The organism is Arthrobacter sp. 2RAF6 (assembly GCF_052115205.1).
In the GTDB taxonomy this organism is placed as follows: Bacteria; Actinomycetota; Actinomycetes; order Actinomycetales; family Micrococcaceae; genus Arthrobacter.
Map to the genome: position 1 here is coordinate 91,194 of NZ_JBFRGF010000015.1, position 13,492 is coordinate 104,685.

Here is a 13,492-nt window from a genome sequence, read left to right on the forward strand (position 1 = left end):
GATCAAAGCGTTCCGAAACCGGCGTCGCCGAGAACCTTCTTGCCATCACTTCCCGTCACCAACGCGATGAAAGCCGCGGCCAGATCCTTGTTCTTGCTAGTGCCGACGGCGCCGATCGGGTAGGTGTTGACGGCCTTGTCCGACTCGGGGAAGGTGATGCCCTTGACCTTGTCTCCGGCGCCCTTGACGTCCGTGACATAGACGAGTCCGGCGTCGGCCTCCCCGGAGGCGACCTTACCCAGGACGTCAGTCACGGAAGACTCTTCGCTGACGGGCTTCAGGGTTGTGCCGGTGGCCTTTTCGATGGTTTGGGCGGCGGAGCCGCAGGGTACTTGGCTGGCGCAGACGACCACCTTGACCCCCGGTTTGGCGAGGTCCGCGAAGGAAGTGATCAACGCCGGGTTGGACGGCGGGACGGCAATGGTCAGGACGTTGGTGGCGAAGTTCCTGGCCGTTCCGTCGAGCAGCTTGGCGTCGGAAAGCTTGGCCATGTTCTTCGTGTCTGCCGAGGCAAAGACGTCCGCCGGAGCTCCCTGGGTGATCTGCGTGACGAGGTCGGAAGACCCGGCGAAGCTCAGGGCGACTTTTGTACCTGGGTTCGCTGCCTCGAATTCGCTGGCCAGCTTGGTGAACGTTGCCTTCAGCGAGGCGGCCGCGTAAACCGTCACCGTGCCCGAAAGCTTTGGCGTTGCGCTGGCGCTGTCGGATCCGCTGCTTACAGTGCTGGCGGGACTGCCTGAACCGCAGCCGGCCAGGCTGGCCGCGAGGGCGCCGGCAACGAGCAGCGCGGCGAAAGGCTTGCGGGTGATCCTCATATGGTGCTCTTTCCTTGGGGAGTTTCGATGATGACGGTGGTCGCCTTGACCACGGCTGTGGCGACCGAACCGAGTTCGAGCCCGAGCTCCCGGACCGCCTCGCTGCTCATGAGGGAGACGACGCGGAAGGGACCGCATTGCAGTTCCACCTGTGCCATGACCTTGTCGGCCGTGATGCCGGTGACAAGGCCGACGAAGCGGTTGCGTGCCGAACGGCCCACCCTGGTGGGATCCTCAGGCAACTGGGCCTGGTCCCGCGCGACGTGGGCAAGTTCCAGCCCATCCACGGCCAGCCGCCCGGAATCGTCCTTGACGGGGGTCAGAATGCCGTTCTCGGTCCAGCGCCGGACGGTGTCGTCACTGACGCCCAGGAACCGGGCTGCTTCAGATACTCGAATATTTGGCATGGTTTCAGAATAATCCTCAAATGCGGTTGTGACGGCATGTATCTTCCGCAAATCAAATGTGACCGTATTTCCAGTGGTCCCGGCCAGTAGACGTCCCGGACGCGGCAGAGGTCCCGCCCCACTGGGGCGGAACCTCTGGCGTGTGTTGGCCTACTACGGCGTAGTCAGTCTGCGGCGACCGCGAGCGCTTCCCGACGCTTGTTCGCTTCGTTCCGGCTGGGCCGCGTGCGGATCTTCGCCACGCACGCAGGCATGGCAACAACGGCCAGGTGTTCGCGGGCGCGGTAAGTGCTCGGCGGCACGCCCACGAGTTCAGTGAAACGCGAGCTGAAGGAGCCAAGCGACGTACAACCGACCTCCATGCACGCGTCGGTCACGCTCATTCCGCCGCGCAGGAGCGCCATCGCACGCTCGATTCGGCGGGTCATGAGGTAGTTGTAAGGGGTCTCGCCGTAAGCAGCCCGGAACTGCCGGGAGAAGTGCGCCGGTGACATGAACGCATGGCTGGCCATGGTAGGTACGTCGAGCGGCTTGGCGTACTCGCGGTCGATCAGGTCGCGGGCCTTGCGCAAGTACGTGAGCCTGGCGATGTCTTCCGGGGTCATGCCACGAGCGTACCTCGGCGCGCTGGCCATTTCCACGGACCCTGACGCCGTCCCGTCACCTGCACGACAAGCGCGCCGCCCTATTGGCCGGCGGCCCTCGCCTTGAGTGCCTTGGGGATGAGGGCGTCGATGCTGTCCTGCGGCTTGTCCGTCTTTCCTTTGAACGCTTTGGGGACCGGAATCAGCGCGACGCGGGCGCGGATCCTCTTGATTTTGACGGAGGCATCCGGCGATCCATGGCCGAATAGCGGAAGTGCATCAGCATTGCCTCCGTCGCTAACCGACTGCGGTATTAATCGGTCGCGCTGGCGAGCCGGGCTGCCAGCGTCCTGACGTGCTCGACGAGCTCCGGGGGTTCGTGCACCTGGAAGTCGAACCCTTTGGTTGCCACGTAGATGGCCAACTCGTCCAGTGAGTTGGACCCGGCCCACAGGGTGCAGCTGTGCTCGTCGACCGGCTCCAGCGCTCCGGTGGTGGGGGCGATCCATTCCGCCGCGGTCTCGGCGTTGACGTGCAGGGTGAACCGGGCCTGATAGCGGTAGGCCGACGTGGAGATCGCCCGCGAGGCGTAGCCGCTGATATCGGGGTCCGGCGGAGTGCGCGGGGTGAACCGGGGGCCGGTGGGCGTGCGCGGATCGAGGCGATCCACGCGGTAGGTGCGCCAGTCCTGGCGGTCGACATCCCAGCCGATGAGGTACCAGCGCCGGCCCGCGTGCACCATCCGGTGCGGCTCGGTCGTGCGGATGCTGCTGATTCCGTCGTGGGTACGGTAGTCGAAGCGCAGGCGCAGCGAGTCGCGGCAGGCTGCGGCGATGGCGGTGAGGGTGCTCGGATCGACGGTGGGGCCTGCACTGGCCATCGGCACGACCATCGACTGCAGGGCGTTGATCCGGTGGCGCAGACGGGACGGCAGTACCTGTTCGAGCTTGGCCAGGGCCCGCACCGAGGTTTCCTCGATGCCGGTGATCGAACCTCCAGCAGCCGTGCGCAGGCCCATCGCGACTGCAACGGCTTCGTCGTCGTCGAGCAGCAGCGGCGGCAGGTCCGCGCCTGCACCCAGCCGGTAGCCGGCGGTGCCCGCGGTGGCCAGCACGGGATAGCCGAGGCCGCGAAGCCGGTCGATATCGCGGCGCACGGTGCGCGGAGTGATCTCCAGTCGCTCGGCCAGTTCGGTGCCGGACCAGTCGCGTCGGGTCTGCAGGAGGGAGAGCAGTCGCAGCAGCCGTGCCGAGGTTTCCCACATGGTTTAAAGTCTGCCATAGTCCTAGGACGGAATCTGACCTAACCGGCTCCTAGAGTTATGGGCATGGAGAACAACAGAGATATTCGCCCCTTCACCATCGACATTCCCCAGGCTGAGCTGGATGACCTGCGTGACCGGCTCGCCAGGACCCGGTGGGCCACGGACCTGCCCAATGTCGGCTGGAGCCGCGGGGTGCCGGTGAGCTACCTCAAGGGGCTGGCCGAGTACTGGCGTGATGGCTACGACTGGCGCGTCTACGAGCGGGAACTGAACGGGTACCCGCAGTTCACCACTGAGATCGACGGGCAGAACATCCACTTCCTGCACGTGCTCTCGCCCGAGCCGGACGCGTTGCCGCTGATCCTGACCCACGGCTGGCCCGGCTCGATTGTGGAGTTCCTCAACGTCATCGGCCCGCTGACCGACCCCAAGGCACACGGCGGAGATCCGGCGGACGCGTTCCACCTGGTGATCCCGTCGATCCCCGGCAGCGGATTCTCCGGGCCGACCGGCGAGGCTGGCTGGGACACCAACCGGGTGACCAGGGCGTTCGCTGAACTGATGAACCGGCTCGGCTACGAGCGCTACGGCGCGCAGGGCGGCGACACCGGCGCGGTCATCTCCCCGGGGCTCGGCCGTCTCAACCCCGGCAAGGTCGTCGGCGTGCACGCGAACGGGCTCTGCGCGTTCACGGAGGTCACCCCGGACGAGGTGGTGGAGCTGACCGAGGCCGAGCGGACGCGGCTGGAGCACCTGCAGTACCTGAAGACCGAGCAGTCCGGCTACATGATGATCCAAATCACCCGGCCGCAGACCCTGGCGCACGGGCTGCACGACTCCCCGGTCGGGCAGTTGGCCTGGATTGTGGAGAAGTTCAAGGAGTGGACCGATCCGGCCGCCGAACTGCCCGAGGACGCGGTCGACCGGGATCTGCTGCTTACCAACGTGATGCTGTATTGGCTGACCGGTACCGCCGGCTCCTCGGCCAACAGCTACTACGAGACCGCACACGCCGGAGCCTGGGGAGCAAGCGAGCGTTCCACAGTGCCGACCGGGGTCGCGGTGTTCCCCATGGATGTATCGATCCGGCGTACCGTCGAACTCGAACACACTCTCGTGCATTGGTCCGAATTCGGCCGCGGCGGCCACTTCGCCGCCATGGAGGCCCCCGACCTACTCGTCGAAGACGTCCGGGAGTTCTTCAGCAAGCTGCGCTGAACCCACCGCGGGCGCCGACCTCGATCAGCCGGTTCCAGCCGCAGCCCGCTTCCCGTCAGCGCAGCGTCGCTGGACGCACGCGTACTGGTGCGAGGATTCCGATGATCATGACGGCGGTGATGGAACCTGCCGCCATGATCGCCGCGAGCACCACTATCTGGAAGCGGCCTGCCTCAAAGGGAGAAACCCCGCCAAAGATGGCCCCGACGAACGCGCCGGGTAGGGTGACAAGTCCCGTCGTCTTGGTTTGATCGGTTGACGGGATAAGGGCCGAGTAGACCGCGCGTCGAGCGAGATCCAGGGTTGCTTGCCTCGGCGAGGCACCGAGCGCGAGCCAACCCTCGACTTCCTCCCAATGCTCGTAAACCGATTCCTTAAAGCGCCGGCCGGCCAGGACTGCGATGGTCATGCCGTTGCCTATGACTATCCCGCCAATCGCGAGCGCGTAGCGGGGAGTGAACGCGATGGCTCCCGTCGCGAAAATGACGGCGAGGGTGATTCCGATGCCCGCGGCCATGGAGCCGCTGACCAAGCCCAAATGGGGCAGGCTCCAGCCAATCCGGCGAGTGGCACTCATCGCGGCTACTGCAAACATCACCAGGAGGGCTACCGCCACCCATAGCGGGCTGGTGATCACCCCACCCAGAACAAAACTGATCGCGGCGAGCTGCACGGCTCCGCGGAGGATGGCCAGTGCAGGCGCGAAAGGGTGAGGGGTCCGGAACACCAGGAGCAGTGCCAACGTGGCCGCCATCAGGACGCCGACGCCGAGGAAGGTCGGCAGGAATTCGGCGAGACCGGGCATGGGGCCAGCTTATCGACTGCCGCAAGGCGCTCGCTCAAGCGACGACACGCGACTTCCCCTATTAGGTCATGTAAATCTTGCGTAATGCATGTGATTCCCGTCACGATCTGGCACTCTGGATGGAAATTTAGGTATGGCTAACCTAAAGTTTCAAGCTGTGAGCCCGCACTTCTTTCCCCCGGGCTCCCAGGACTTGCTCGCAGAAAGAAGCCCTCATGAAGATTCGCGCAAATGCGCTGGCCGGCATCGCACTCGCCGCCACTGCAGCCCTCGGCCTGACCGCTTGCGGCAACGGGACCGCCTCCCCGGCGGCCACCGGAGACAATAAAGCGGCTGGCGAAATCACCGTCTACAACGCCCAGCACGACACCCTGACCAAGGAATGGGTGGACGCATTCACCAAGGAGACCGGCGTCAAGGTCACCGTCCGCCAGGGTTCCGACACCGAGCTCTCCAACCAGATCATCCAGGAAGGCGCGGCATCCCCGGCCGACGTCTTCCTCACGGAGAACTCCCCCGCCATGGCCCAGGTTGAGAACGCCGGCCTCTTCGCCGACATCGACAAGGCCACCGTGGACCAGGTCCCGGCCGAGTACCGTCCGTCCACCAACAAGTGGACCGGCATCGCCGCCCGCTCCACGGTCCTGGTGTACGACAAGACCAAGATCAGCGACGACAAGCTGCCCAAGTCCATGCTGGACCTGGCCAAGCCGGAGTGGAAGGGCCGGTGGGCCGCTTCGCCGTCGGGCGCTGACTTCCAGGCCATTGTTGCCGCCCTCCTCGAACAAAAGGGCGAGGCCGCCACCGCTGAGTGGCTCAAGGGCATGAAGGATAACTTCAAGGCGTACAAGGGCAACAGCACCGCCATGAAGGCAGTCAACGCCGGCGAAGTCGACGCCGCATTGATCTACCACTATTACTACTACGGCGACCAGGCCAAGACCGGCGAGAACTCCAACAAGGTCACCCCCTACTTCTTCAAGAACCAGGACCCGGGCGCCTTCCTGTCCGTCTCCGGCGGTGGCGTGCTGAAATCCTCCAAGAACTCCGCGGCTGCCCAGGCCTTCATCAAGTTCATCACCGGCAAGCAGGGCCAGGAAGTCCTGAAGAACGGTACTTCCTACGAATACGCCATCGCTTCCAACGTGGACTCGAACGCTAAACTCGTTCCCATCAAGGATCTGCAAGCTCCCGCCGTGGATCCGGCCAAATTGAACTCCGCAAAGGTCACCGACCTGATGACCAAGGCAGGACTGCTGTAATTCTGTGACCACTGATCTATCGGCCCGCATCTCCCCGGAAATTCCCGGGGCTTCGGCGGGCACGACGACGGCGGGCAGGGGCAAGCGCCCCCGCCCGCCTTTCGGCGTTTCTGCAATATCCCTCCTGGCCGTGCTGATCGCGCTGTTTTCGCTCATCCCGCTGGGGTACGTCGCTTACATGACGGCCGCGACGGGGTGGGACACCGCCGTCGCGCTCATCTTCCGGCCGCGCGTTGGCGAGCTGCTCCTGAACACCGTCATGCTGGTGGTCTTCACGGTGCCCATCTGCCTGGTGTTGGGAGTCGGTGGCGCGTGGCTCGTGGAGCGGACGAAGCTGCGGGGGCATCGCTGGTGGGCCGTGGCCCTGGCAGCCCCGCTGGCCATCCCGGCGTTCGTCAACAGCTATGCGTGGGTAACCGCAGTCCCTTCGCTGGAGGGCATCTGGTCCGGTGTACTCATCGCCACACTGTCCTATTTCCCCCTTGTCTACATTCCCGCGGCGGCGACGCTGGGGCGTCTCGACCCCGCGATTGAGCAGTCCGCGGCGTCCCTTGGCTTGGGTCCGTGGGCCATCTTCTTCCGGGTTGTCCTGCCTCAACTACGGATCGCCATGACCGGTGGCGCCCTGTTGGTGTCGCTGCACCTGCTGGCCGAATATGGCGCGTTCGCGATGATCCGCTTCGACACGTTCACCACCGCGATCATGACCCAGTTCCAATCCACGTTCAACGGCACCGCCGGGAACATGTTGGCGAGCGTCCTCGTGTTTTTCTGCCTCATCCTGCTCCTGGCCGAAGTCAGGAGCCGCGGTACCGCACGCTATGCCCGTATCGGTTCCGGCGCCCAAGCCAAGCCGACCAGGCTTCCCCTGCACCACTATCAGATTCCGTCCCAGCTCGCGCTGCTTGCCCTCACCGTATTGGCGTTCGGCTTGCCGATCTTTTTTGTCCTGCGCTGGGTGGTGGCGGGTGGCGCCCGCGTCTGGTCGGCCGACGAATTCCTTCCGGCACTCCTCCAGACCCTCGCTTATGGCACCGTAGGCGCCGCTGCGACAATCGTCGTCGGCTTCCCCATGGCCTATCTGGCCGTGCGGCACCCGAGCTGGTTCAGCAAGATGCTTGAACTCTCCAACTACGTCACCAGTTCCCTGCCCGGCATCGTTGTGGGCCTCGCCTTCGTGACCGTGAGCATCCGAATGGTCCCGGGAATCTACCAGACGTCCGGGGTCCTGATTGCGGCCTATGTGCTGCTGTTCCTGCCGCGGGCCTTGGTCAACATCCGCTCCGGACTGGCCCAGGCTCCCAAGGAACTCGACGAGGCAGCGCAATCGCTCGGCAAGGCCCCGCTGGTGTCCTTCCTGAAAGTGACGCTGCGCCTCACAGCTCCGGCCGCCGCCGGCGGGGCCGCGCTGGTGTTCCTCGCCATTGTCAATGAGCTGACGGCAACACTGCTGCTATCCCCCAACGGCACGCACACCCTGGCCACCGAATTCTGGAGCAAGAGCAGCGAGATCGACTACTCGGGCGCGGCACCCTACGCCTTGCTCATGATCCTGTTGTCTGCCCCCATGACGTACATGCTTTTCCAACAGTCCAAGAAAGTAGCCGGACAGTGACCGAACAATCCCCCTCAAGGCTTCCGTCACCCCGCGTAGCGGCTTCGGTGGCTCCCACCACCAACACGCATCTGGACATCGCCGAGGTCACCAAGAACTTCGGCTCGCAGGCCGTGCTGAAGGGCGTGAACCTCTCGGTGGCCAAGGGCGGAACAACCGCCATCGTCGGGCCCTCCGGTTCCGGCAAGACCACCTTGTTGCGCCTGATCGCCGGCTTTGAGCACCCGGACACCGGTTCCATCAGCCTCAACGGAAACAAGGTAGCCGGGAACGGGATCTGGGTACCGGCCCACAAACGGCATGTCGGCTATGTTGCCCAGGACGGCGCGCTCTTCCCGCACCTTACGGTGGGGCAGAACATCGCGTTCGGGCTGGACAAGTCAGCGCTCGACGGCGGCCGCCGCGCCGTGAAGACGCGCGTCCAGGAACTGCTCGACATGGTTTCCCTCGATGCGGACATGGCAAAGAGGCGGCCCCACCAGCTCTCGGGGGGCCAGCAGCAACGAGTGGCGCTCGCCCGCGCCCTGGCCCGCGAACCGCAACTCATGCTGCTCGACGAGCCGTTCTCCGCGCTCGACGCCGGCCTCCGCGTGGCCACCCGGCGCGCCGTGGCGAAGGTCCTGAACGAAGCCGGGGTCACCACCATTTTGGTGACGCACGATCAAGCCGAGGCCCTTTCCTTCGCGGATCAAGTGGCGATCATGCGCGGCGGAAAGCTGGCGCAGATCGGCAATCCGTTCGTTGTGTACACGCGTCCCGCAGACCGGGCAACTGCCGAATTCCTCGGCGATGCCGTCATCCTGGACGCGTGGATGGAAGGCTCCCTGGCCACGTGTTCCCTGGGCGGCATCCCCGTGCGCCGTCCCCCGGCACAAGGCCTCGTGCAATTGATGCTTCGCCCCGAACAGATCCGGATTGCTCCCGACGGTCCCATCCGCGGAGTAGTTGTCGATACCGACTACTTCGGCCCCGAGACCACGGTGCGAATCAAGCTCGCTCCGCGCGTTGCGGCAGCCGGCGCATCCTTGGCCTACCCGGGAGGCGGCGAAATCATTACCATCCGGCACTGGAACGCTTCCATCACCAAGCCCGGTACGGAACTGTGCCTCCGCGTGGTGGGCGAAGGTGTGGCGTTCCCTGTCGAGGATTAAGGAATCGACGTAATGCCGACGATTGCGCGCCTCGTCGCGGGCGTGCTAGCGTTGCGGCGATCGTGATCTATCGGCAGGAGGTGAGTCCCATGAACGCAGTATCCGCAATGGGTGCTCCCCTGCAGTCCACGATCTCGCGACTGACGTAGTCGCCACCGGGAGCGCCAAACAGGCAATTCGCGAAAGGCGACTCCCATGAACACAACATCTTCTTCATCTTTGCACTCCCGCGAGCGGGCGTTGGTCCTCGGTGGCGGCGGATCGACAGGCAATGCCTGGCTGATCGGCGTCATCGCCGGCCTCTTCGATGCCGGGCTGGACGTGACCGACGCCGATCTGACCATCGGCACGTCCGCCGGATCGACGGCAGCGGCCCAGATTGCTGGCGCGACCCCGACCGAGCTGTTCGCCAGCATCCTTGACGCTGTCCCAAAGCAACGGTCCGCTCCCGTCGGGTCCGGACCGGGACGCGCACCGGCGAGGCCAGTGGTGAACCACCTGGAGCGGATCAACAAGATCATCGCCGATGCTCAGGATGTGGCTGACATGCGCCGGCGACTGGGCGCGGCAGCGCTTGAGATGGATGCGGCGTCGGATGGCTCCTGGTCAACACAATGGCGCACCACCGTCGCCGCGCGGCTACCCAGCCAGCACTGGCCGGAACGAACGGTGCTCATCACGGCGGTCGATGCCCGTACCGGTGAACCGGTCGCTTTCGACCGCCACTGCGGAGTCGGCTTGGCGGACGCCGTGGCTGCCAGCTGTTCCAGTGGCCTGCCTTACAGGATCGGAGACAACCGATACATCGACGGCGGTTACCGATCCAACGCCGAGAATGCCGATCTGGCAGCCGGATACGAGCGGGTCCTGGTGCTCTCGCCCTTCGGTGGCAGATCATTGCAACCGCTGGAGTGGGGCACGCATCTGGCAACGCAGGTCGACGAACTCAGCGCACGCGGCAGCAGAGTCGAAACGATCTTCCCGGACGGCAACTCCGAGCACATGTTCGGCGCCAATGCCATGGATCTGTCGCTGCGTCCGCCCGCGGCCCGGGCAGGTTACGAGCAAGGCAGAGCCCTGGCCGGGCAGCTTTCCGAGTTCTGGCGCTGACGCTGGCGAAACCAGTCGACTCTGCAGGCGTGACGACACCTCTTGCCTAGAGGCCGACCGAGGCGGTCAACCGCCGCCTCGGTCGGCCTCGCGGCTCAACCTGACGACTTTAGTTGCGACTGACTATGAACCAAAGTATTAATAAATACGACAGGAACGTAAGCGATTAATTCCGATTTAGAATATCGGAAAAAATTCCTCTGACCTGTTTAATAAAACCTCTTGCCCCAGTTTGCCCGTCTGCATAATTTGATCGTGAAGCGCCTGTCTCTCCCTGGAAGGTGATCCATGTCCGTCGGTGGTCTCGCCGGAGAGATTCTAGGCATCTCCTCGATCAAGGAAGCATGTTTTGACTCCTAAACGTACTCGCGACATTTCTATTTCCCTGATTCTATTTGCGCTAGTAGCGGTCCTGCTATTCATAACGGCCGCCGGATATATGCAGCTATGGTGGTCAATACTTGCTGGTATCGCGCTCGTTGGAACCGGCATCGGAGCGTTCGCTGACTTCCAACGCCGCAAGAATTAGCTTTCAAGGCTGAGGTTGGAGCGGCCGGGGGGTCACTGACTCCGGGACAGGCATAGCCTTATGGCATGACGGCAAGCTACAGGTACGACGTGGAGATCCTGCATCTGCTCGTGTCATCCGGCCACGCCTACTTCGGCCGTGCACGCGATGGTGCCGCCGAGGTGCCCACCACGGATGCCGAGCAGGTCGACGTCGTAAGCGGCAAGGGCATCGTCGGTGACCGGTTCTTCGGCAAGGCCGCGCACATGGATGCAGCGGTCACCCTGATGGCCATCGAGTCGCTCGAAGCGATGGCCGCTGAGTTGGGCGTCGCACCCTTTGACCCGCTCCTCACCCGCCGGAATGTCGTCCTCAGGGGAGCCCATCTGGCTCCCCTGCTGGGTGGGGAGTTCGCATTGGAATCCGGCGGCGGCCTTGTGCGGTTCCGCGGCGGGCGGCCTGCCCACCCCTGCGCCTGGATGGACAAAGTCCTGGCTCCGGGCGCGCACGCCGCCATGCGAGGCCGGGGCGGCGTGCGCTGCCAACCGCTTTCGGATGGCATCCTGCATCGTGGCCCAGCTGTGCTAATTAGCCCTGTACCGCTCGATCCCGACAAGGCCGGCGAGGCCACGCTCCTCCGGGCTTCACGGCTTCCGTAGGTCAATTCCTACGGAAGCCGGGGTTCCGTGTCGGATGTGGCGATCGAGGCGTTGGCTTGATCGGCCAGAGAGCCGCGCCGACGGCTCGCCAAGAGGAACGGCACCGCGATGAGCTCGATGACACCGCTGATCGCCAATGAGGCGGAGTAGCCGTACACATCGGCGGCCCGGCCGAGCAGCGGCTGCACAACCACTCCGCCGCTCGATCCCATGAGTGAGTCGAAGCTAAGCACTGTTGCCCGCTGTTTCGACGGGATCATGTCGTTCACGTAGGCCTGCCGCACCGGGGTGCCCGCCGATTCGACCATGGCCCAGAGGGTCAAGAGCACCAAGGCAACCCAGAACACCTGGGTGATCCCGAGCACCACCAGAATCAAGGCGCCAACCACGCCACTCAGAATCAACACGGTGGTGCGTTTGCGAACGAGGCGCCGGATACGCGGTGCAAGCCACCCACCCAGCACCTGCGCTCCTGCAACGATTGCCGCCGCCAGCCCAGCCACGGAGTACGCGCGCGGGTCGCCGAAGAGCTGAAGCAGGTATGGCTGCAGGGCATAGAACACATAGATCCCGACGCCGGCGCTGAACGGCGCTGCCAGCATCACGTACCGTACGGGTGGATTTTTCAAACCGTTCTCGATCGAGGCGTCGAGGACGGCGCGGGTCGCCTTGAGGGGATGGGCAGAGCGCTCGGGGGTGAACCCGACGTCGCGCATGAGCAAGAATGCCACGACGAACATGGCGAGGAGCACACCCACGCGAATCAGGAACGGCACGCCCAGGTTGGTCGCCTGCGCGATCACCCCGCCAGCCACCGAGCCCGCAAGCATGGCGGCGCCCGAGACCATCTGGCCGCGCCCGAGCACCGTCTCCAGGCCGCCGTCATATCCAGTGAACCGCAACGCGTCGACGAGCCAGGCCTCCACCGCACCCGAGAAGAAAGTGAAGCCCAGACCGAGCAATACCGACACCACGGCCCACCACCAGAACGGGGCGGAAAGCTGCCAGAGCAGATAGTAGAGGTAGGTGGACCCGGCCAGCGTCACGGTGCCAAGCAGGAACGAAACCCGGCGCCCCCACCCATCGGCCACTACTCCAGTAGGCACCTCGAATACCACCATTCCGGCAGTGAAGAAGGCATTAGCGGCAAAGGCCTCAAGGTTGCTGAGTCCGGCATCCAAAAGGAAGAGGGTGTTGATCCCCCAGATGAACGAGGCCGCGAGGGTATTGCCGAGGGTCAACGTGAGATAGACGCTTTGGATCTTTCGGGCGGCGGAGTTCATCGGGACGACGGCCCCGCCTTGACGAGGGGGAACCACGAGCCCATTCTCGTCCGCTTCGGCTACGCACGCCAGAGCCGGCGGGGGGCTGGACCGCAACAAAAAAGTCGTGCCGATTTCCGGGTTTTTCGGCGGGCAGGTGTTCTTCGAATGTCAGACCCCCCCCCTGGAATGCTTTGGTTATGGCCGGGAACCGGGGAACACAGCTGAAGGGATCGGGCGCGCCGTCCGGCGGCGCTGGTCCGGAGGCCGCCGTGCCGGGCGTCCGGGTGCAGAACCTGATCGGTGCCGTGAACTCGCTCCGGCCGGGAGCCGGCGGCACCGAACTTGCCGAGCGCGCCGAATTGATTGACCGCACGGAATTGATTGACCAGTTGCGTGCCCTGGAGGATCTGAAATCGGCGGCCGCGGCCGCGCAGGCCCGGATCGCTGTCGCGTTCGATGCCGCCCAGCGCAGCGCAGAAGCAGACCTGGGCGTCCCGGCCGAGGAACGTGGACGCGGGGTCGCCGCACAGATTGCTTTGGCCCGGCGGGAGTCCCCGGCCCGCGGATCCCGGCTCTTTGGACTGGCCAAGGCCCTCGTGAGCGAAATGCCGCACACCCTCGCCGCTCTCGACACCGGGCAGCTGAACGAATGGCGCGCGACCCTGCTGGTGAAGGAAACAGCTTGCCTGTCCGCCGAAGACCGGTCCGCCGTGGACGAGGAACTCGCCGCCGACACCGGAACCTTCGACGGCGCCGGAGACAAGGCCATCATCGCCGCGGCCCGGACCGCGGCCTACCGGCGGGACCCCCGCTCCGTCACCCAGCGCGC

12 protein-coding genes and 1 pseudogene are annotated in these 13,492 nt (G+C 64.7%); 7 read left to right on the plus strand and 6 right to left on the minus strand.

The features are described from left to right. Positions 1-2: 2 nt before the first annotated feature. From modA to AB4Z38_RS12830, 4 genes are all read right to left on the minus strand, one after another. Positions 3-815 carry a molybdate ABC transporter substrate-binding protein gene (gene modA, locus AB4Z38_RS12815; RefSeq protein ID WP_441430066.1) on the minus strand — a complete coding sequence of 271 codons (813 nt, stop codon included), beginning with the start codon at positions 813-815 and terminating at the stop codon, positions 3-5. After that, positions 812-1,222, minus strand: coding sequence for a TOBE domain-containing protein (locus AB4Z38_RS12820; RefSeq protein WP_059388228.1), 411 nt, complete (start codon positions 1,220-1,222; stop codon positions 812-814). The genes modA and AB4Z38_RS12820 overlap by 4 nt, the downstream gene beginning before the upstream one ends. Positions 1,223-1,386: 164 nt before the next feature. Further along, positions 1,387-1,827: a helix-turn-helix transcriptional regulator gene (locus tag AB4Z38_RS12825; RefSeq protein WP_441430067.1), complete on the minus strand. Its 441-nt coding sequence runs from the start codon at positions 1,825-1,827 to the stop codon at positions 1,387-1,389. Positions 1,828-2,119: 292 nt separating this feature from the next. Next, positions 2,120-3,070: a helix-turn-helix transcriptional regulator gene (locus tag AB4Z38_RS12830; protein WP_441430068.1), complete on the minus strand. Its 951-nt coding sequence runs from the start codon at positions 3,068-3,070 to the stop codon at positions 2,120-2,122. 63 nt (positions 3,071-3,133) lie between these two features. Here AB4Z38_RS12830 and AB4Z38_RS12835 point away from each other — a divergent pair, with 63 nt between their 5' ends. Beyond that, complete coding sequence (locus tag AB4Z38_RS12835; protein WP_441430069.1) at positions 3,134-4,288, plus strand: epoxide hydrolase family protein; 1,155 nt, start codon at positions 3,134-3,136, stop codon at positions 4,286-4,288. A gap of 55 nt (positions 4,289-4,343) precedes the next feature. On the opposite strand, the gene AB4Z38_RS12840 is transcribed toward AB4Z38_RS12835, so the two are convergent. Beyond that, positions 4,344-5,093 (minus strand): ABC transporter permease, encoded by a 750-nt coding sequence (locus tag AB4Z38_RS12840; RefSeq protein WP_441430070.1) that lies wholly within the window; start codon positions 5,091-5,093, stop codon positions 4,344-4,346. A 215-nt stretch (positions 5,094-5,308) separates the two neighbouring features. Between AB4Z38_RS12840 and AB4Z38_RS12845 the strand changes: the two genes are divergently transcribed. The 5 genes from AB4Z38_RS12845 (at position 5,309) to AB4Z38_RS12865 (ending at position 11,398) form a co-directional block, all read left to right on the plus strand. Beyond that, complete coding sequence (locus AB4Z38_RS12845) at positions 5,309-6,355, plus strand: iron ABC transporter substrate-binding protein (protein WP_441430071.1); 1,047 nt, start codon at positions 5,309-5,311, stop codon at positions 6,353-6,355. A gap of 4 nt (positions 6,356-6,359) precedes the next feature. Beyond that, positions 6,360-7,970, plus strand: coding sequence for an ABC transporter permease (locus AB4Z38_RS12850; protein ID WP_441430072.1), 1,611 nt, complete (start codon positions 6,360-6,362; stop codon positions 7,968-7,970). Next, positions 7,967-9,121 (plus strand): ABC transporter ATP-binding protein, encoded by a 1,155-nt coding sequence (locus tag AB4Z38_RS12855; RefSeq protein WP_284982042.1) that lies wholly within the window; start codon positions 7,967-7,969, stop codon positions 9,119-9,121. Before AB4Z38_RS12850 ends, AB4Z38_RS12855 begins: the two co-directional genes overlap by 4 nt. Before the next feature lie 195 nt (positions 9,122-9,316). Further along, positions 9,317-10,231, plus strand: a complete 915-nt coding sequence (locus AB4Z38_RS12860) for a patatin-like phospholipase family protein (protein ID WP_441430073.1) — start codon at positions 9,317-9,319, stop codon at positions 10,229-10,231. Positions 10,232-10,825: 594 nt separating this feature from the next. Continuing rightward, entirely contained in the window at positions 10,826-11,398 is a 573-nt protein-coding gene (locus AB4Z38_RS12865) for an MOSC domain-containing protein (protein WP_441430074.1), read from the plus strand. A gap of 8 nt (positions 11,399-11,406) precedes the next feature. Here AB4Z38_RS12865 and AB4Z38_RS12870 read toward each other — a convergent pair whose 3' ends face one another. Next, complete coding sequence (locus AB4Z38_RS12870; protein WP_441430077.1) at positions 11,407-12,681, minus strand: MFS transporter; 1,275 nt, start codon at positions 12,679-12,681, stop codon at positions 11,407-11,409. Between the two features lie 179 nt (positions 12,682-12,860). Between AB4Z38_RS12870 and AB4Z38_RS12875 the strand changes: the two are divergent. Next, positions 12,861-13,492, plus strand: a pseudogene (locus AB4Z38_RS12875) (HNH endonuclease); the annotation flags it as partial.

What these genes read in the sequence shown, in the direction of transcription:
- AB4Z38_RS12840 (WP_441430070.1), bottom strand. Translation starts at nt 5,093, where the DNA reads ATGCCCGGTCTCGCCGAATTCCTGCCGACCTTCCTCGGCGTCGGCGTC.
- modA (WP_441430066.1), bottom strand. Translation starts at nt 815, where the DNA reads ATGAGGATCACCCGCAAGCCTTTCGCCGCGCTGCTCGTTGCCGGCGCC.
- AB4Z38_RS12830 (WP_441430068.1), bottom strand. Translation starts at nt 3,070, where the DNA reads ATGTGGGAAACCTCGGCACGGCTGCTGCGACTGCTCTCCCTCCTGCAG.
- AB4Z38_RS12865 (WP_441430074.1), top strand. Translation starts at nt 10,826, where the DNA reads ATGACGGCAAGCTACAGGTACGACGTGGAGATCCTGCATCTGCTCGTG.
- AB4Z38_RS12820 (WP_059388228.1), bottom strand. Translation starts at nt 1,222, where the DNA reads ATGCCAAATATTCGAGTATCTGAAGCAGCCCGGTTCCTGGGCGTCAGT.
- AB4Z38_RS12845 (WP_441430071.1), top strand. Translation starts at nt 5,309, where the DNA reads ATGAAGATTCGCGCAAATGCGCTGGCCGGCATCGCACTCGCCGCCACT.
- AB4Z38_RS12870 (WP_441430077.1), bottom strand. Translation starts at nt 12,681, where the DNA reads ATGAACTCCGCCGCCCGAAAGATCCAAAGCGTCTATCTCACGTTGACC.
- AB4Z38_RS12860 (WP_441430073.1), top strand. Translation starts at nt 9,317, where the DNA reads ATGAACACAACATCTTCTTCATCTTTGCACTCCCGCGAGCGGGCGTTG.
- AB4Z38_RS12825 (WP_441430067.1), bottom strand. Translation starts at nt 1,827, where the DNA reads ATGACCCCGGAAGACATCGCCAGGCTCACGTACTTGCGCAAGGCCCGC.
- AB4Z38_RS12835 (WP_441430069.1), top strand. Translation starts at nt 3,134, where the DNA reads ATGGAGAACAACAGAGATATTCGCCCCTTCACCATCGACATTCCCCAG.